Origin of the sequence: Branchiibius cervicis, from assembly GCF_042661605.1 — a bacterium.
Lineage (GTDB): Bacteria > Actinomycetota > Actinomycetes > Actinomycetales > Dermatophilaceae > Branchiibius > Branchiibius cervicis.
Map to the genome: position 1 here is coordinate 1,121,500 of NZ_JBHSWJ010000002.1, position 17,774 is coordinate 1,139,273.

The 17,774-nt window shown below is 67.5% G+C and carries 13 protein-coding genes and 3 pseudogenes; 9 read left to right on the forward strand and 7 right to left on the reverse strand.

The window, feature by feature from the left end; all coding sequences use genetic code 11:
* Positions 1-90: 90 nt before the first annotated feature.
* Together ACFQBT_RS06025 and ACFQBT_RS06030 are read left to right on the forward strand one after the other, a co-directional pair.
* The gene (locus ACFQBT_RS06025; protein WP_377821139.1) at positions 91-1,089 is read left to right on the forward strand and encodes a ComEA family DNA-binding protein; all 999 of its coding nucleotides are present in this window, start codon (positions 91-93) and stop codon (positions 1,087-1,089) included.
* A complete protein-coding gene (locus ACFQBT_RS06030) occupies positions 1,086-3,500 on the forward strand; it encodes a ComEC/Rec2 family competence protein (RefSeq protein WP_377821141.1) in 2,415 nt (804 codons plus the stop codon). Before ACFQBT_RS06025 ends, ACFQBT_RS06030 begins: the two co-directional genes overlap by 4 nt.
* 4 nt (positions 3,501-3,504) lie before the next feature.
* Here ACFQBT_RS06030 and ACFQBT_RS06035 read toward each other — a convergent pair whose 3' ends face one another.
* Entirely contained in the window at positions 3,505-4,434 is a 930-nt protein-coding gene (locus ACFQBT_RS06035; protein ID WP_377821143.1) for a LysR family transcriptional regulator, read from the reverse strand.
* 120 nt (positions 4,435-4,554) lie between these two features.
* On the opposite strand from ACFQBT_RS06035, the gene ACFQBT_RS06040 reads away from it, so the two are divergent.
* Positions 4,555-5,403: an NAD-dependent protein deacetylase gene (locus tag ACFQBT_RS06040; protein ID WP_377821145.1), complete on the forward strand. Its 849-nt coding sequence runs from the start codon at positions 4,555-4,557 to the stop codon at positions 5,401-5,403.
* Positions 5,404-5,412: 9 nt separating this feature from the next.
* Here ACFQBT_RS06040 and lexA read toward each other — a convergent pair.
* Positions 5,413-6,158, reverse strand: a pseudogene (gene lexA, locus ACFQBT_RS06045) (transcriptional repressor LexA).
* A 320-nt stretch (positions 6,159-6,478) separates the two neighbouring features.
* Between lexA and ACFQBT_RS06050 the strand changes: the two are divergent.
* A complete protein-coding gene (locus ACFQBT_RS06050; RefSeq protein WP_377821147.1) occupies positions 6,479-6,880 on the forward strand; it encodes a LysM peptidoglycan-binding domain-containing protein in 402 nt (133 codons plus the stop codon).
* A gap of 22 nt (positions 6,881-6,902) precedes the next feature.
* Here ACFQBT_RS06050 and ACFQBT_RS06055 read toward each other — a convergent pair whose 3' ends face one another.
* Positions 6,903-9,065 (reverse strand): malate synthase G, encoded by a 2,163-nt coding sequence (locus ACFQBT_RS06055; protein ID WP_377821149.1) that lies wholly within the window; start codon positions 9,063-9,065, stop codon positions 6,903-6,905.
* Between the two features lie 384 nt (positions 9,066-9,449).
* Here ACFQBT_RS06055 and nrdR point away from each other — a divergent pair, with 384 nt between their 5' ends.
* Both nrdR and ACFQBT_RS06065 read left to right on the forward strand, forming a co-directional pair.
* Positions 9,450-9,986 (forward strand): transcriptional regulator NrdR, encoded by a 537-nt coding sequence (nrdR, locus tag ACFQBT_RS06060; RefSeq protein ID WP_377821152.1) that lies wholly within the window; start codon positions 9,450-9,452, stop codon positions 9,984-9,986.
* A gap of 69 nt (positions 9,987-10,055) precedes the next feature.
* Positions 10,056-12,967 (forward strand): annotated as a pseudogene (locus ACFQBT_RS06065) (vitamin B12-dependent ribonucleotide reductase).
* An 80-nt stretch (positions 12,968-13,047) separates the two neighbouring features.
* Here the strand turns inward: ACFQBT_RS06065 and ACFQBT_RS06070 are convergent.
* From ACFQBT_RS06070 to ACFQBT_RS06080, 3 genes are read right to left on the reverse strand one after another with little or no spacing between them, the layout of a single operon-like run.
* A complete protein-coding gene (locus ACFQBT_RS06070) occupies positions 13,048-13,608 on the reverse strand; it encodes a Rossmann-fold NAD(P)-binding domain-containing protein (RefSeq protein WP_377821154.1) in 561 nt (186 codons plus the stop codon).
* Positions 13,575-14,036, reverse strand: coding sequence for an NAD(P)H-binding protein (locus ACFQBT_RS06075; protein WP_377821156.1), 462 nt, complete (start codon positions 14,034-14,036; stop codon positions 13,575-13,577). Before ACFQBT_RS06075 ends, ACFQBT_RS06070 begins: the two co-directional genes overlap by 34 nt.
* Positions 14,033-14,695 carry a CPBP family glutamic-type intramembrane protease gene (locus ACFQBT_RS06080; protein ID WP_377821158.1) on the reverse strand — a complete coding sequence of 221 codons (663 nt, stop codon included), beginning with the start codon at positions 14,693-14,695 and terminating at the stop codon, positions 14,033-14,035. Before ACFQBT_RS06080 ends, ACFQBT_RS06075 begins: the two co-directional genes overlap by 4 nt.
* A gap of 210 nt (positions 14,696-14,905) precedes the next feature.
* On the opposite strand from ACFQBT_RS06080, the pseudogene ACFQBT_RS06085 reads away from it, so the two are divergent.
* The 3 genes and pseudogenes from ACFQBT_RS06085 (at position 14,906) to ACFQBT_RS06095 (ending at position 16,776) form a co-directional block, all read left to right on the forward strand.
* Positions 14,906-16,107, forward strand: a pseudogene (locus tag ACFQBT_RS06085) (inorganic phosphate transporter).
* Between the two features lie 19 nt (positions 16,108-16,126).
* Positions 16,127-16,411 (forward strand): hypothetical protein, encoded by a 285-nt coding sequence (locus tag ACFQBT_RS06090; protein WP_377821160.1) that lies wholly within the window; start codon positions 16,127-16,129, stop codon positions 16,409-16,411.
* A gap of 41 nt (positions 16,412-16,452) precedes the next feature.
* Positions 16,453-16,776 carry a DUF3349 domain-containing protein gene (locus ACFQBT_RS06095; protein ID WP_377821163.1) on the forward strand — a complete coding sequence of 108 codons (324 nt, stop codon included), beginning with the start codon at positions 16,453-16,455 and terminating at the stop codon, positions 16,774-16,776.
* Positions 16,777-16,787: 11 nt separating this feature from the next.
* On the opposite strand, the gene ACFQBT_RS06100 is transcribed toward ACFQBT_RS06095, so the two are convergent.
* Entirely contained in the window at positions 16,788-17,759 is a 972-nt protein-coding gene (locus ACFQBT_RS06100) for an NADPH:quinone oxidoreductase family protein (RefSeq protein WP_377821164.1), read from the reverse strand.
* Between the last annotated feature and the right edge of the window lie 15 nt (positions 17,760-17,774).

Sequence of the window (17,774 nt, forward strand, 5' to 3'; positions counted from 1 at the left end):
CAAGCCCTTCGGAGCCCTGCGGCGTGCGTTGTCCACACCGGCTGCGATTCCTGCAGACTCCGGCGGAACCCTGATCGTAGCGTCGCCGGTATGGCTACCCGCGACGCAGAACCCGACCAGCTGGCGGCCGCACTGGCGCAGTTGGAGGCGGTCCGGCGGGTGCCGGGCTGGCTGCCGGAGCCACCGGACCGAGAGCCCGCTCGCCGGACGGGTCGCCGTCCCCGCCGCCGGGGGCCACGTCCCGATCTGCCGCCGCCGGAGCAATGGCGGTACGCCGATGCGCCCTCGCCCGCTGCGTCGACGCTGACCCCCGGATCCGGCCGGGGGACGAGCGGTGCGCCCCTGAGCCGCGCGGCACGGCACGCGCAGTCTCCGGGCGACACTACGCCGCTGGTGCGGATGCCGGTCGCCTTCCGGCAGGCACGTCTGGCACCCGGCCGGCGCGCCGTGCTCGGCGTTCTCGTCGTGGCGTTGGTGGCCATGTCCTTGTTCGCGGTCAGGGCTGTGCTGGCTCGAGCCAACAATCAGCCGCACACCTTCGGCACGCCGGTTGCACTCGCCGGCGTCCCGAAGTCGTCCACGCCCGCAACCGGCCGATCCACGTCTGCGCCAACGGAATCGTCGCCCTCCGGTGGCACGAGCGGCACCACTGCCCGGATCGAAGTGCACGTGCTCGGCCAGGTGGCGCACCCTGGTGTGGTGACGGTGGCGCCGGACGCGCGGGTTCAGGACGTCGTACGCGCAGCCGGCGGTCTGCTGGACAGTGCCGATCTGACCCGGGTGAATCTCGCGCGTCATGTGCAGGACGGTGAGCAGATCGTCGTACCTCGGCCCGGCCAGGAGGTGACCGCGGCACCCGGGCCGGCGCCGGCGGGCAGCGGCACGGGGACCGCCTCGGCTCCGGTGGACCTGAACACGGCCGACGCGTCCGCGCTCGACGCCCTGCCGGGAGTCGGACCGGTACTTGCCGCCCGGATCGTCCAGTACCGCGAAAGCAACGGCCCTTTCCGCAGTGTCGACCAACTGGACGAGGTCAGCGGTATCGGCGCCAAACTGATGGAGCAGTTGCGACCTCTGGTCCGGGCGTGAAGCGGTCCGCTGAGCCCGGTGCGCCGGTCCACGACCTGCGGCTATTGCTGGCCGCGGCGATCGGGTGGATCGCGGTGCTTGCGGCGCTGCGGCTGCCGGCCGCGGGCGTTGCTCTTCTGGCCGCGGTCGGAGGGCTGGCCAGCGCTGTGGGTGTCTGGCGAGTTCTTCGCGGCGGGCGCGAGGAAGTCATGACCAGGCAGTCGCGAGCCGTGGTGATCCGGCGGCGGCAGGCGTTGGTGCTCGTGGGTTGCGTGGTGAGCTGCCTGGTCGTGGTCACCGGATGCCAACGGGTGATGCGCGAGGCTGGCCCGGTTCCCGCTGCGGCGCAGTCGCATCGGACGCTCGAATGCGAGGGCGTCGTGCAAAGCGATCCACGGCCGATTGCGGGGGCAGCCGGGCGAACGCTGCTCCTCGTGCGGGTCGGGTGCACCCGGGTGACCCTGGACAACGTGACCAGCGCGGTCAGTTCCCCGGTACTGGTCTTCGCCGACGACAGCTGGGCCTCGGTGAGCTGGCACGACACGGTCCGTTTCCGGTTGCGGTTGAAGCCGGCCCAGAGTGCCGCCGACGACGTGGTGGCCCTGGGCTCGGCCAGCGGGGCGCCGCTCGTGCTGGCGCGGCCGGGGCTGGTGACACGGGGGATGGAGCGGCTGCGATCCGACCTCCGGGACGTGACCGCGGGGCTACCCGGCGACGCCGCCGGTCTGGTGCCGGCGATGGTCATCGGCGACACGAGTCGCATCCCGCCGCAACTGTCGGCTGACATGCGGGCCACGGGAATGACCCACCTGAATGCCGTGTCCGGTTCCAACGTCGTGTTCGTGATGATGGCCACCACCTGGATAGCCGGATGGTTGAGAGTGCGCGCTCGGTGGCGGATGCCCTTCGTGCTGCTGGCGTTGGTGCTGTTCATTCTGTTGTGCCGACCGGAGCCGAGCGTGCTCAGGGCAGGCGTCATGGGTGCGATCGCCGGGCTGGCCATGACCTGGAGCGGACGACGGGCGGGTCCGGCTGCGCTGGGCGCTGCGATCGTCGTACTCCTGATCGTCGATCCGTGGCTGGCCGGCTCGTTCGGGTTCGCCCTCTCGGCCCTGGCTACGGCGGGGTTGATCTTCTTCGCCCGGCCCTGGGGTGCTGCGATAGCGATGCGTCTGCCGAGCCGCGCTCGTCCGGTCGCGGACGCCGTCGCGATTCCACTTGCGGCCCAGGCAGTGTGCGGGCCGGTGATCGTGTTGCTGCAGTCCTCGGTGACCGTGGTCGGAGTGCCGGCCAACCTGCTCGCCGCCCCGTTCGTAGCCCCCGCCACGCTGGCGGGGGTGGCGACGGTGTTGTGTGCGCCGTTCGGGTCGGCGGCGGCCTGGTTGCCGGCACACGCAGCCGCACTGCCCGCGCTGGTGATCGCCCGGATCGCGCATGCCTTCGCCCGTGTGCCCGGCGGTTCCGTGCCGTGGCCCCCGGGCGCACCGGGTGCGCTGCTGCTGGCGGCGCTGACCCTGGCTGCGTTGCTGAGCGGCCCCTGGCTCATCGAGCGCTGCCGCCGGCACCCCGGTGCTCCGGCCGCGGGAGCGGTCGTCGTGCTGGCGCTCCTCGTGCCCGTGCCGGGGGTGAATTTCGTTCCACCGCAGTGGGTTTACGTTGCGTGCGATGTCGGTCAGGGAGATGGCGGCGTGATCAATCTCGGTGGGGGACAGGCGGTGGTGATCGACACCGGCCCCGAACCGGACGCGATGGACGACTGTTTGCAGCGACTGGGTGTCAGCCGGATCGACACCGTTGTGTTGACGCACTTTCACGCTGACCATGTCGATGGTCTTGGCGGCGTGCTGCGGGGCCGGACGGTCCGCCAGATCCTGACGACCCCCGTCGACGCCGCCGGTGGTGCCGGGTCCGAGGAGGAACCCAGCCGGGAGCCGCAGGTTCGCGCGCTTGCCGCTGCTGCCGCAGTTCCGATTCGAACGGTGCGCACCGGTGACGTGCTCACCTGGGCACCGGATGTGGTGGCCGCCGTGCTGTGGCCGGCCCGGACCATCGCGGCGGGTTCGGTGCAGAACAACGCGAGTGTGACGCTGGACCTGCACGCACACGGCCTGCGGTTACTGATGACCGGAGATCTCGAAAGAGAAGCCGACGCAGCGGTTCTCGGCGAGTTGAGGGCGGAGAGTCAGCCGCAGTTCGACGTACTCAAAGTCGCCCACCACGGTTCGAAGAACCAGCTGCCGGCACTCATCGACGCCGTACGTCCCAGCGTGTCCGTCATCAGTGTCGGTGTCGACAACGACTACGGGCACCCCGCGCCGGCGACCCTCGACTTGTTGCGTTCGGCGGGGTCGGCAGTGTTCCGGACCGACCTGGGGGGCGATGTGATCGTGTCGGGTACGGCGGGTGCGGTCCAGGTGCGCACCCGCCGGTGAGTTCTCAGGTCGCCTGGGGGACCAGGGCGACCGACTGCGCAGCCTCGGTCAGGGCGTTCAGCGTGGCGGCGACGGCGGGGACGCGCTGCAGGTCGGGTGTGGTGACGGCGTACACGGCGCGACGCGAGGTCTGCTCGATCGGGACGGTGACGATCCCGGGGTTACTGATCGAGTGCGAGATCAGGTCCGGCATCAGGGCCACGCCGAGACCCTCGGCGATCAGTCCGGACACCGCGACGTTGTCCTCGGTCTGGAACGCGACGTCGGGGCTGAACCCCGCAGTGGCGGCCAGTGCCAGAAGGTGACCGCGACATCGCGGACAGCCGGCGATCCAGGGCTCGTCCGCCAGGTCAGCGAGGTTGACCTCGGATGCGGTCGCGAACCGGTGGTTGCGGGGCAGCGCGACCTTCACCTGCTCGTCCAGCAGTTTGATGACCTCGAACGGCTCCATGTCGTCCTCGCCCCGGCCGAGGTCGGTGCCCTCGTAGGCGAAGGCCACCGCGACATCGCATTCGCCGGCGCGCAGGGCGGCCAGCGACTCCGGCGGTTCGGCCTCGGCGAAGGTGACCTGGATGTCGGGGAAACGTTCCTTCACCAGTGCCAGCGCGCGGGGCACCATCGTCGACGAGGCCGACGGGAAGGCCATCAGCCGGACGCGGCCGGCGCGCAGTCCGGCGATCGCAGCCACTTCGGATTCGGCCGCCTCGAGAGCCGCAAGGACCGGACCCGCGTGGCGCGCCAGTACCGCGCCGGCCTCGGTCAGGCGGACATTGCGGCCGAGCCGCTCCACCAACACCGTCCCGGTGCGCTCTTCCAGGCGGCGCACCATCTGGGAGATGGCGGGTTGGGAGTAGCCCAGGGATGCAGCGGCAGCAGTGAAGCTGCCTTCCTCGGAAATGGCCCGGATCACGCGCAGGCCGGCGGCATCGATCATTCCCCCATGATACCTCAATATATAAGTTCTCGTTATGTTGACGTAGGTCGATTGCGATTTCGGTAATGGCCGCTGCCCCGCGCGAACCAGCGCCGGTACGTCAGGTGTGACACTGGAGTGGTGAGCGATTCAGCCGCTGCCTGGGAAGCGATCGTCGATGCGGTTGCCGCTGGCGGGGTCACCGTTTTGTCGGGGGCCGGCCTATCGACCGAGTCGGGGATCCCGGACTACCGGACCGCTGCGGGAGAGCGGCGCATCCAGCCGATGACGGCCGCCGAGTTGTTGGCCACCGCTGAAGCGCGGCAGCGTTATTGGGCCCGTTCCTACGTGGGCTGGCCCCGATTCGCCGCGGCGCGCCCCAACATCGGGCATGAAGCGGTCGCGCAGTTGCAGCGGGCCGGTTTGGTGGACACGATCATCACCCAGAACGTCGACGGCCTGCACCAACAGGCCGGCGCACACGACGTCATCGAATTGCACGGCAACCTCGACCGGGTCGTGTGCAAGGCGTGCGGCCAGCACTTCCCGCGCTCGCTGATCGACGCCTGTTTCGAAGTGCTCAATCCGGACTTCAACCGATCCGCCGACGCGGCGTTGCGACCCGACGGCGACGTGGCGCTGGACGAGGAGCAGGTGCGCACCTTTCGCATGGCGCACTGCCCTGCATGCGGTTCGGACCTGCTCAAACCCGACGTCGTCATGTTCGGCGAATCGGTACCGCGCGACCTGGTGCAGCAGTGCTTCGACGCGGTCGAGAACTCCCGGTCTTTACTCGTTCTCGGCTCGTCGTTGGCGGTGATGTCCGGCTACCGCTTCGTGCGCCGGGCTGCGGCACACGACATCCCGGTGCTGGCCATCACGCACGGCTGGACCCGCGGCGACGCCGAGCTCACGGCGAAACTGGATGCGCCGTTGGGGCCATCACTGGCCGAACTGGTGCGAGCCGTCGGAGCGCCGATCAGCGCCTGACCGTGCGGATCAGATCCGTCGCAGGACCGCCGTGACCTTGCCCAGGATGGTGGCATCCGTGCCGTCGATAGGGGAGTACTGCTCGTTGTGCGGCAGCAGCCAGACCTTGTCCGAGGTGCGTTTGAAGGTCTTGACGGTGGCCTCGTTGTCCAGCATTGCGGCCACGATGTCGCCGTTGTCGGCAGTCTGCTGCTGACGGACCACCACCCAGTCACCGTCGCAGATGGCCGCATCGACCATCGAGTCACCGACCACTTTGAGCAGGAACAGGTCGCCCTCACCCACCAACTGCTTGGGCAGCGGGAAAACGTCCTCTACGAGTTGCTCGGCCAGGATCGGTCCGCCCGCCGCGATCCGGCCGACCACCGGAACGTACGACGCGGCCGGGCGTTCGTCGCCGACTCCCGTCTCGTCGTACCCGGTGCCGTCGTCGGCATCCACCGGCGCCGTCCGGCGCCCGCCGGCGTTCGCCGCGGAGCTGCGCCGCCGCTTGCCCGGAGCCTCGTCAAGGGGAGCACCTCGATCGCCCGCGGCAGGTTCGGGTCGCGACGGATGTACCCCAGGCGTTCCAGCATGGACAGCTGGTGGGCTACGGAACTGGGGCTGGTCAGACCGACGGCCTCGCCGATCTCGCGCAGGCTCGGCGGATAACCCCGGCGTTGCACCGAACTGCGGATCACTTCCAGCACCTTGCGCTGCCGCGGCGTCAGTCCGCGACCGTCACGGCGTTCCGGCATCTCGTGGATCTTGCCCATCAGGTCCGTCTCCCTGTCTGCGAAACCCGCCGAATGGCGCGGCGAGCGATGTTGTCGGTGGTCACTGGTGTGCTGTGTCCATGAAGACAACGGCTATGCGATTCAGGCTAGGGCGTTCGCACACGAGTTCCAAACATGTGTACGACGCGTGTCGCCGCGAATTTCCCGGCCAGGCCACCGGCGAGGTCGCCGACGGCCCTTGTCCCTCTTCGAACAAGCGTGCTATACATCGTAACGAACGGAAATCGAACGCCTGTTCGATTTCCACAGGTGTCAGCGGTTCACCGATCGGTCGAGCCACACCGTGTCAGGAGGAAGCCATGAGCGCAGTCCCCGTTCTCGTTCCCGTCGCCCGTCCCACGCGTCCCCACTTGCGGTTGGTTCCGGATCTGCACCCGACGTCGTTCCCGGTTCCGGTTGTCGGCGCCCCGACGGCCAAGTCCGCGACCCGACTGCGGCTGACCCGGCGCGGCGTCGTGGCGATCGGTACGGTCCTGGCAGCGATGACAGCCCTGTGCGGCGTGCTCGTCGCCCACGCGATCGCGCCGGCGCCGGCCGGTCCGGCGTCGGTGGTCGTGCAGTCCGGACAGACCCTGTCCGAAGTGGCCCACAACGCGCTGCCGCAACTGCCCGTGCAGGAGGCCGTCGTGCGGGTCCAACTGGCCAACGACCTGAATTCGCTGCAGGTCAGCGCGGGTCAGACGTTACTGATCCCGCGCTGACCGGTAGAGCCGGCTGATCCGGTCAGGCGTTGGCTGCCTTGAACTCGCGGCGCCGCGCGTGCAGCAAGGGCTCGGTGTAACCCGACGGCTGCTGCGCGCCGAGCAAGATCAGGTCTCGAGCGGCCTGCCAGGCGATGTTGGTCTCGAAGTCCGGCTCCATCGGCCGGTAGGCCGGATCGCCCGCGTTCTGCTGGTCGACCACCACGGCCATCCGCTTCAAGGAGTCGATGACCTGGTCCTGCGTGATCACCCCGTGCTGCAACCAGTTCGCCAGAAGCTGGCTGGAGATCCGCAGGGTGGCCCGGTCCTCCATCAGCGCGACATCGTGGATGTCAGGCACCTTCGAACAGCCGACGCCGTGATCGATCCAGCGGACGACGTATCCCAGGATCGACTGACAGTTGTTGTCGATCTCCTCCTGGCGCTCCTGCTCGCTCCAGTCCGGGTGCACGGCGACCGGGATCGTCAGGATCTGCTCGACGCTTGCCCGGGTGCGGCCGGCCAGCTCCTGCTGGACCGCAAAGACATCGACCTCGTGGTAGTGCAGTGCGTGCAAGGTGGCGGCGGTCGGGGAGGGCACCCACGCTGTCGTGGCGCCCGACTTGGGATGTGCGATCTTCTGCTCCAGCATGTCGTGCATCAGGTCGGGCATGGCCCACATGCCCTTACCGATCTGCGCCTTGTGCGGCAGCCCGGCCGCCAGGCCGGTGTCGACATTGAAGTCCTCGTACGCCGTGATCCAGGTCTGGGTCTTCATCTCGCCCTTGCGCACCATCGGTCCCGCGAGCATCGAGGTGTGGATCTCATCGCCCGTGCGGTCCAGGAACCCGGTGTTGATGAAGACCACCCGGTCGGCGGCAGCGTTGATGCAGGCCGCGAGGTTGACCGTGGTACGGCGCTCTTCGTCCATGATGCCGACCTTGAGCGTGCGCGCCGGAAGGCCGAGCACCTGCTCGACCCGCTCGAACAACTCCACCGTGAAGGCCACCTCGTCCGGTCCGTGCATCTTGGGCTTGACGATGTAGATCGAACCCGTGCGAGAGTTCTGCAGCCCGTCGGCCGACAGGCCGTGGATGCCGATCAGCGACGTGAACAGCGCGTCCAGGATCCCCTCAGGGACCTCGTTGCCCTCCGCATCCAAGATCGCGTCGTTGGTCATCAGGTGACCCACGTTGCGCACGAACAGCAGCGAACGACCGTGCAGCTCGAAGGTGGTTCCGTCGGGAGCGGTGTATTCACGGTTGGGGTTCAGCACGCGGGTGAAGCTCTTGCCGTTCTTCTCGATCCGCTCGGCAAGATCGCCCTTGTTCAACCCCAGCCAGTTGCGGTAGCCAACCACCTTGTCCTCGGCGTCCACCGCTGCGACCGAGTCCTCGAAGTCCATGATCGTGGTGATCGCGGACTCGACCGCGACGTCTTTGATACCGGCGGGGTCCGATGCGCCGATCGGCGACGACGGGTCGATCTCGATGTCGAGGTGAAGACCGTTGTGCCGCAGCAGGATCGAGCTGGGCGCCGTCGGTTGACCCGTGTAACCGACGAACTGCGCCGGATCGGCCAGCCCGACCGTGCCCGTCTCGGTGCGCACCTGCAGGGCACCCTCGCTCACCGCGAAACCGGTGGCATCGGCGTACGACGCGCCCTCGAGCGGGACGGCGCGATCCAGGAAGTCCTTGGCGAACGCAATCACCTTCGCGCCACGAACCGTGTTGTAGGAGGACCCCTTCTCGGCTCCCTCGGTCTCGGGTATGGCGTCGGTGCCGTACAGGGCGTCGTACAGCGACCCCCAGCGGGCGTTGGCGGCGTTGATCGCGAAACGAGCGTTGAGGACCGGCACCACCAGCTGGGGCCCGGCGGTGTCGGCGATCTCGGAGTCGACGCCGGCCGTGGTGACCTGGAAGGCCCCGGGCGGCGGCACGAGGTAGCCGATCCGGGTCAGGAACTGCCGGTAATCCTCGGCGTCCAAGTCGGGATTCTGGCGGTGGTACTCGTCGATCTGCTGCTGCATGGTGTCGCGGGTGCCCAGGAGTTCACGGTTTCGCGGGGCCAGGTCGGTGATGACCTTCGCGGCGCCGGACCAGAACGCATCCGGCGCGACGCCGGTGCCGGGCAGAGCCTCGTCGTTGATGAAGTCGTAGAGCACCGTCTCGATCTGCAGACCGTCGACGTTCACTCGTTCGGACATGGATTTCACCTCGTGTGGTGCGTTGATGGCTGGCCCCGTGCTGCCCCTAGGTTACCGACTGGTCCGCGAGCCGCCGATTCCGCTCCCACGCCCGGGCCGACCCGCCCGGAGCAGGGCATTCGCGCTGTTCAGGGACCGGTCCCCGGGGCGGCCCGGCGCAGGGCGGGTCAGGTATTGCGCGCTCGGCGCAGTCGTCGTACGATCCCTACATCTAGTAGTTACACCGTTGTCATTCATCCACATGTAGTTCACACCCCGCGGTGACTAGTCCACCGGTTACCCACCGAGGATCCACAGAGATATCCACAACGGCGGGCATGCCGGGGCTCCGCCCGGTGTTGAACAACGTGTGAGCGCGACCAGGAAAGGAGTCGTCGAGCAACCATGCATTGTCCGTTCTGCCGGCACGACGATTCCCGTGTCGTGGACAGCCGCACGAGCGACGACGGCACCTCGATCAGGCGTCGTCGTCAGTGCCCGGACTGCGGTCGTCGGTTCAGCACACTGGAGACCGCCAGTCTCACGGTGATCAAGCGTTCCGGTGCCAGTGAACCCTTCAGCCGGGACAAGGTGACCTCGGGCGTCAGGAAGGCCTGCCAGGGCCGCCCGGTCACCGAGGACCAGCTGGCTCTGCTGGCCCAGCAGGTCGAGGAAGGTATCCGCTCGCGGGGCCTGGCCGAGATCGATGCGCACGACGTGGGCCTGGAGATCCTGGCGCCGCTGCGTTCGCTCGACGAGGTCGCCTACCTGCGGTTCGCCTCTGTGTACCAGGCGTTCGAAGACCTGCAGGACTTCGAGGACGCCATCGTGCTTTTGCGAGCCGAACGCGAACAGGCGGCTCATTCCGCAGCGACGGAGGCTGTCGGTGCTTCGCGAGAGGCTGACAGCAGCCCCGCGAACCCCACCCTGCCAGCTCGATGAACCACCAGACGTCCGCACCATCCGCAGCACCCGTTTTGTCCAGCTCAGCCACCCACGGAGGACAGGTCCATGTCACAGACCACCAACGCCCGCTCCGGTCAGCGCCGCAAGAACGCCGGCCTGACCATTGAGCGCATCTACACCAGCCCCGGTGTGCACCCCTATGACGAGGTGACGTGGGAGCGGCGTGATGTCGTCCAGACCAACTGGAAGAGCGGAGAGACGATCTTCGAGCAGCGCGGCGTGGAGTTCCCGGACTTCTGGTCGGTCAACGCCTCGACCATCGTCACCACCAAGTACTTCCGCGGTGCTCTGGGCACCCCGGAGCGTGAGTCGAGCCTCAAGCAGCTGATCGACCGTGTCGTGCTCACCTACGCCAAGGCCGGCAAAGACAACGGCTACTTCGCCACCGACGAGGACGCGGAGATCTTCGAGCACGAGCTGACCTGGAGCTTGCTGCACCAGGTGTTCAGCTTCAACTCGCCGGTGTGGTTCAACGTGGGAACCAAAGCGCCGCAACAGGTCTCGGCCTGCTTCATCCTGTCCGTCGACGACTCGATGGACTCGATCCTGAACTGGTACCGCGAGGAAGGGTTCATCTTCAAGGGCGGTTCCGGTGCCGGTCTGAACCTGTCACGGATCCGCTCCTCCAAGGAGTTGCTCTCCAGCGGCGGCACCGCCAGCGGTCCGGTGTCCTTCATGCGCGGCGCCGACGCCTCCGCCGGAACCATCAAGTCCGGCGGTGCCACCCGGCGTGCGGCCAAGATGGTCGTCCTCGACATCGACCACCCCGACATCGAGGAGTTCATCGAGACCAAGGCGCGCGAGGAGGACAAGATCCGCGCGCTGCGCGACGCCGGATTCGACATGGACCTCGGCGGCAAGGACATCACCTCGGTCCAGTACCAGAACGCCAACAACAGTGTCCGGGTCAGCGACGAGTTCATGCGCGCCGTCGAGGAGGGCAAGCCGTTCGGGCTGCGCGCCCGCAGTACCGGCGAAATCATCGAAGAGGTCGACGCCCGTGAGTTGTTCGACAAGATCAACAAGGCGGCGTGGGAGTGCGCCGACCCCGGCGTCCAGTACGACGACACCATCAACGCCTGGCACACCAACCCCGAAAGCGGCCGCATCACTGCGTCCAACCCGTGCTCCGAGTACATGTCGCTGGACAACTCCTCGTGCAACCTGGCGTCCCTGAACCTGCTGAAGTTCCTGCGTGACGACGACACCTTCGACGTCGCCTCCTTCCAGAAGGTCGCCGAGCTGGTGATCACCGCGATGGACATCTCCATCTGCTTCGCCGACTTCCCGACCGAGGCGATCGGTCAGACGACCCGGGACTACCGCCAGCTGGGAATCGGCTACGCCAACCTGGGCGCGTTGCTGATGGCCACCGGTCACGGTTACGACTCCGACGGGGGCCGCGCACTGGCTGCCGCGATCACCTCGCTGCTCACCGGTGCCGCCTACAAGCGCTCCGCGGAGCTGGCCGGCATCGTCGGGCCGTACAACGGGTACGCCCGTAACGCCGAGGCCCACCAGCGGGTGATGCGCAAGCACCAGGCCGCCAACGACGAGGTGCGCACCCTCGACACCATGGACACCGAGATCCACCGCTACGCCACCAAGGCGTGGAAGGACGTCGTGGAGGTCGGTGCCAAGAACGGCTACCGCAACGCGCAGGCCTCGGTGCTCGCACCGACCGGGACCATCGGCTTCATGATGGATTGCGACACCACCGGTATCGAGCCGGATTTCTCGCTGGTCAAGTTCAAGAAGCTGGTCGGCGGCGGCTCGATGCAGATCGTCAACCAGACGATCCCGCGGGCGTTGAAGAAGCTGGGTTACCAGGACGAGCAGATCGAAGCGATCGTCGCGCACATCGCCGAGAAGGGCCACGTCATCGATGCCCCCGGTCTGAAGCCGGAGCACTACGAGATCTTCGACACCGCGATGGGCGCCCGCTCGATCAGCCCGTTGGGTCACGTGCGAATGATGGCGGCCTGCCAGCCGTTCCTGTCCGGTGCGATCTCCAAGACGGTGAACCTGCCCGAGACCGCCACGGTCGAGGACATCGCGCAGGTGCACCTGCAGGGTTGGAAGCTCGGACTCAAGGCGCTCGCGGTCTACCGCGACAACTGCAAGGTCGGCCAGCCGCTGTCCGACGCCAAGGCCAAGGACAACGACACGACCACGGAGGCGGCCGAGCCGGAGAAGGCCGTCGAGAAGGTCATCGAGTACCGCCCGGTGCGTCGCCGTCTGCCCAAGCGCCGCCCGTCGCAGACCACGTCCTTCGCGGTCGGCGGCGCCGAGGATACCTCACCGCCAGCGCGTACGACGACGGCCAGCTCGGTGAGATCTTCCTGAAGTTCGGCAAGCAGGGTTCGACGCTGGCCGGTGTGATGGACGCCTTCTCGATCGCGGTGTCCATCGGTCTGCAGTACGGCGTGCCGTTGGAGACCTACGTGGAGAAGTTCACCAACCTGCGCTTCGAGCCGGCCGGGATGACCGACGACCCGGACGTGCGGATGGCGCAGTCGATCATGGACTACGTGTTCCGGCGCCTGGCCCTGGATCACCTGGACTTCGACACCCGGTCCTTCATGGGCATCCACACCGCGGCCGAGCGGGCCCGGCAGTTGGAGACCGGCTCCTACGCCGAGCAGGACGACGACGTCGCCGAGGAGTTGGAGTCCTACTCCCAGTCCCCGGCGCAGGCTCCGGCCAAGGTCGACGACAAGGCGGAGGAGAAGGCACCCGCCGGCGACGAGGTGGCTGCTACCCAGATCACTTCCGGTTCCGGCGCGGCGGATGTGCGCCCGGCGGACGTCGAGGTGCACTCATCGGCCGAACTCATGGAGAAGTTCCAGGGCAAGGCCGCCGACGCGCCGATCTGCATGACCTGCGGGACCAAGATGCGCCCCGCCGGCTCCTGCTACGTCTGCGAAGGCTGCGGCAGCACCTCCGGCTGCAGCTGAGGCTGCACCACCCGAGCAAGGGCGGGCCTCGTGGCGAACAGTCGCTGCGGGGCCCGTTCTTCGTGCGCCGGAAGCGCGGCTCAGCCGGCCCAGTCCGGATCGCTGGACCACAGGCTCGCGGCCGGCGGAGGCGATTGGTCCGGGGGAGCCGGAGTGATGGCGCGCCGTACTGCTTCGCGGTACGGCATGGGGCCGCCCGGCGGGGGACCGAGACGGTCCAGCAGGTCGGTCTCCTGACATACCACGTCGTGCACCAGGCTACCGATCAGCGGTTTGGCGACCCCCGTCGGAACCGGCGTCACGAGTCCGATCCAGTGGCTGGCCAGCCCCGGGGTGAGGAACGGCACGACGAAGATGAGCCGCTGGTGATGACCGGACACCTTCGCGTACTGCTGCATCATCTGCAGGTAGGTCAACACGTCCGGCCCGCCGATATCGAAGGTGCGGTTGACCTCCGCCGGCAGTGTCGCCGCGCCCACCAGGTAGTACAACGCGTCGTCGATGCCGATGGGCTGGATCCGGCTGTTCACCCAGCGCGGAGTGATCATCGCCGGAAGCCGGTCTGTCAGGTGTCGCATCATCTCGAAGGACGCGGACGCCGCACCGATCAGGATCGCTGCCTGCAGCACGGCGGCCGGCACGGGGAGTCCAGGAAGACGTTGCCGACGTCCACCCGCGAGGCCAGATGCTCGGACAACTCCTCGTCGTCGGGGTGCAATCCGCCGAGATAGATGATCCGCCTCACCTGGGCCTTGTCCGCAGCGTCGGCGAACGTCTGCGCCATCTCATGATCACGTTCCGACAGATCTCCGCCGCCGTCCATGGAGTGCAGCAAGTAGTAGGCGACGTCGATATCTGCCAGTGCCGCAGCGCAAGCGTCGGGGTCGGTGGCGTCTCCCTCGGACACCTCGACGTCGCCGGCCCACGGCAGGCCCTCGAGTTTGTCCGCGTCGCGGGTCAGCACGCGCACGCGGTGGCCGGCTGCCAATAACGGCACCACCAACCGGGAGCCGAGGTACCCGGTCACCCCGGTCACCAGGACGCGTAGACCAGTGTCGGATTCATTCACGATGTCACCTCAAGGACGTGGGGCAGGATCAGGATCATTCCCAACGACCACAGGCCGTGGGTCAGGATGGGCGTCAGCACCGTGCCGGTGACCTGGCGTTGGCGGGCGGTCAGGGCGCCGAGCAGCGCGGCCGCGAAGACCAACATCACATTGCCCGTGGCGCAGGTGACCAGCGTGTAGATCGCCGTCGTCGCAATGACCGGGTGGCGACCCTCGAACAAAGAGAACAGCGCTCCGCGGAAGAACAACTCCTCGCAGGCCCCCGTGACGATGGCGATGACAAGGACCACAGTGAACGACCCGCGGGTCGAATACTCAAGCACACTGTGGATCGCACGATTGACAGCAGGGATCAGACCGACGACGAGGCCGCCGACGGTGAAGAACGCCACCAGGACGGCGCCGAGGGCCAGGCCGGGCACCCAGGCCGGCCGATCGTCGTACGTCGATCGGTCCAGAGGCACCCCACCGACCAGGAACGCGCCGCCCGCCCAGGTCACGGCGAGCGCGAGCGATGCGGGGTAGAAGCCACCTCGACCGGGCTCACTGGTCAGTGAAAGGTGTAATAGCACGGCACCCAGCACGAGGGTGACCACGCACGTCGCAACGGAGCGAGGGGTCACAGTCGAGGTGGCTCGCGCCGTGGGGGAGTGCAGCAACAGGGGGAACCTCCTGCTCGCACACTAAGTGATGTTGCCCGGTGGACGGCACGCTCCGATGGATGAGACGGGCGCCACAGCACCACCTCGAACCGATCGGATGAACAATCGGTGAACAATTCCCCGGAGTGCCATCACCGCTGGTCAGGGGGCTATGGATCGGCGCCGTCAGGTGGACGCGGATACTGACCAGGCAGCACACTTGTCGGCGTGAGCGCAGAATTCTTCATTCTCCTGCTGGTCGTCGTGACGGCCCTGGCGTTCGACTTCACCAACGGCTTCCATGACACCGGCAACGCGATGGCGACCTCCATCGCGACGGGCGCTCTCAAACCGAAGGTGGCCGTGGCTATCTCGGCGGTGTTGAACCTTGTCGGTGCCTTCTTGTCCGTAGAGGTGGCGGCGACGATCACCAAGGACGTGCTCAAGATCCAGACCAAGAGCGGCGCCCTCATCGAGGGGCTCAGCGCGGAGAAGGCGATGATCATCATCTTCGCCGGCTTGGTCGGCGGAATTTTGTGGAACCTGACCACCTGGCTGCTGGGTCTGCCGTCCAGTTCATCGCATGCGCTCTTCGGCGGCCTCATCGGCTCCGGTCTGGCGGCGATCGGCACGTCCGGCATCAACTGGGACGGCTTGGTCTCGAAGGTCATCATCCCGGCGTTCCTGTCCCCGTTCATCGCGGGAGCGGTCGCGGCGATCGGCACCTGGATCATCTATCGGATCACCAACGTGGTCCGAAAAGATCGCAAGGACAAAGGTTTTCGGTACGGGCAGATCGGCAGTGCGTCGCTGGTCTCCCTGGCGCACGGCACCGGTGATGCGCAGAAGACCATGGGTGTCATCGCCCTGGCCCTGATCGCGCACGGCAGCCTCACGACCCAGTCGATCGAGAACAACGGCCTGCCGGTCTGGATCATCTTCTCCTGCGGCCTGGCCATCGCCATCGGGACCTACCTCGGCGGCTGGCGGATCATCCGCACCCTGGGTAAGGGTCTGGTCGAGATCGAAGCCCCGCAGGGGATGGCCGCCGAAGCCTCCTCGGCCGCGATCATCCTCACCTCCAGCCATTTCGGAATGGCCCTGTCGACCACCCAGGTCGCGACCGGATCCATCCTCGGCAGCGGAGTCGGCAAGCCCGGTGCCACGGTCCGCTGGGGGTGGCCGGCCGTATGGTCGCCGCCTGGCTGACCACCATCCCCGCCGCCGCCGTCGTGGGCGCGGCTACCTACTTCATTGCCCACCTGATCGGCGGCGTCGCCGGTGCGATCGCCGTCTTCGTGATCCTCATCGCGGCGGCCGCTTTGATCTACCACCGCAGCCAGCAGCAGAAGGTTGACGCCTCCAACGTCAACGACGACTGGGAGGGGCTGCCCGACGAGGAAGCAGCCGACACCCAGGTCGCGGCCTGAGACCGGAAAGGGAACCCCCATGGACTACGCGCAGATGTTCCAATCAGCGCTCAAGGTGCTGCTCGCCGGATTGGTCTTCGGTGCCGGTTTGCCGGCTATCTTCGCGATCGGCATCCGGCTGCAGTCCGCCGGTGAGGGGGATATCGCGCCCGACGGCACGGTGACCCGGCCCAACCCGGTCGCCAGGGTCGGTGCATGGATTGCGTTCGGGATCGTTGCCGTGGCGATCGTGATCGGCATCCTGTGGATCACCCAGAAGAGCCTGCACCACTACTTGGGCATCGACATCTTCGGCGCCCACTGACGTTCGCCCCACCCCAGCTCTACAGAAGACGAGGACAGTACATGGAACGCCCCGCCCTACTGGCCCGGGTCCTGCACTGGCTGCGCCAGGGATACCCCGAGGGTGTCCCTCCCAAGGACTACTCGCCGATCCTGGCGCTGTTGCGAAGCGAGTCGCTGACTGACGGGGAAATCGACCAGATCGTGTCCCGGCTCATCGAGCAGAACGCGTTGGCGGACGCCGACGAGCCGATCAGCGTGATCGACACCAAGGTGGCGATCACGCACTACACCGAGGAACTGCCCTCGGATGAGGACGTCAAGCGCGTCCAGGAGCGGTTGCTCGCGCACGGCTGGCCCTTCGATGAGAAGAGCCCCATCACCTGACGGTCCGGCCCTTACCGGGTGGGGTCAAGCAACAGCTTCCCGGTGACCGATCGGGCGGCCAGCCGCCCGATCGCCGTACCCGCGTCAGAGAGCGGCAACACCTCATCGATGGGCGGGTCGATCGCGCCGCCGCGGGCCAGCTCGATGAGTTGATCCCATTGGGCACGTACGACGTGCGGCCGGCTGGCCCAGTACGCGCCCCAACCGACGCCCACCACCGAGATGTTGTTCAGCAGCAGCCGGTTGACCTTCACCTGGGGAATCGCGCCCTCGGTGAAGCCGATCACCAGCAGTCGGCCCAGGGTGGCCAGGGAGCGCAGCGAATCGGTGAAGCGGTCGCCGCCAACGGGGTCGACGACGATGTCCACGCCGCGGCCGTCGGTGAGATCCTTGACGGCAGCGAGGAAACCGTCCGCCAGGACCACGTCGTCGGCCCCGGCGGCTCGGGCGACCTCACCTTTCTGCGCAGTCGAGGTCACTGCGATGACTCGCGCTCCGCTGGCCTTGGCCACCTGGATGGCGGCCGTGCCGATGCCGCCGGCTGCGCCATGCACCAGCACGGTCTCACCCGCCTGCAGAGCGCCGCGCTGCAACAGTCCGAACAAGCAGGTCAAGTAGTTCATCGGCAACGCCGCGGCCACGTCGAAGGACATGTCCCCAGGCAACGGGAACACGTATTCCGCTGGCGCCGTGACGAATTGCGCGAACCCACCGAACCCGGGGAATGCCGCGACCCGGTCACCGGCGGCGAAGTCCGAGTCCGGGGGAGCGGACACCACTGTCCCGGCCACCTCCGCGCCCGGGACGAACGGCAGGTCGGGCCGTATCTGGTACTCGCCGCGGGTCAGCAGTAGGTCGGGGAAACTGACGCCCGCACGAGCCACCTCGATGAGCACGTGGTTCTCGGGCGCAGTGGGCTGGGGCAGGTCGACGATCTCCACGGCGTCGGGGCCGTCGAGACGGGTCACGTGTACGGCGCGCATCAGCTTCTCCTTCGG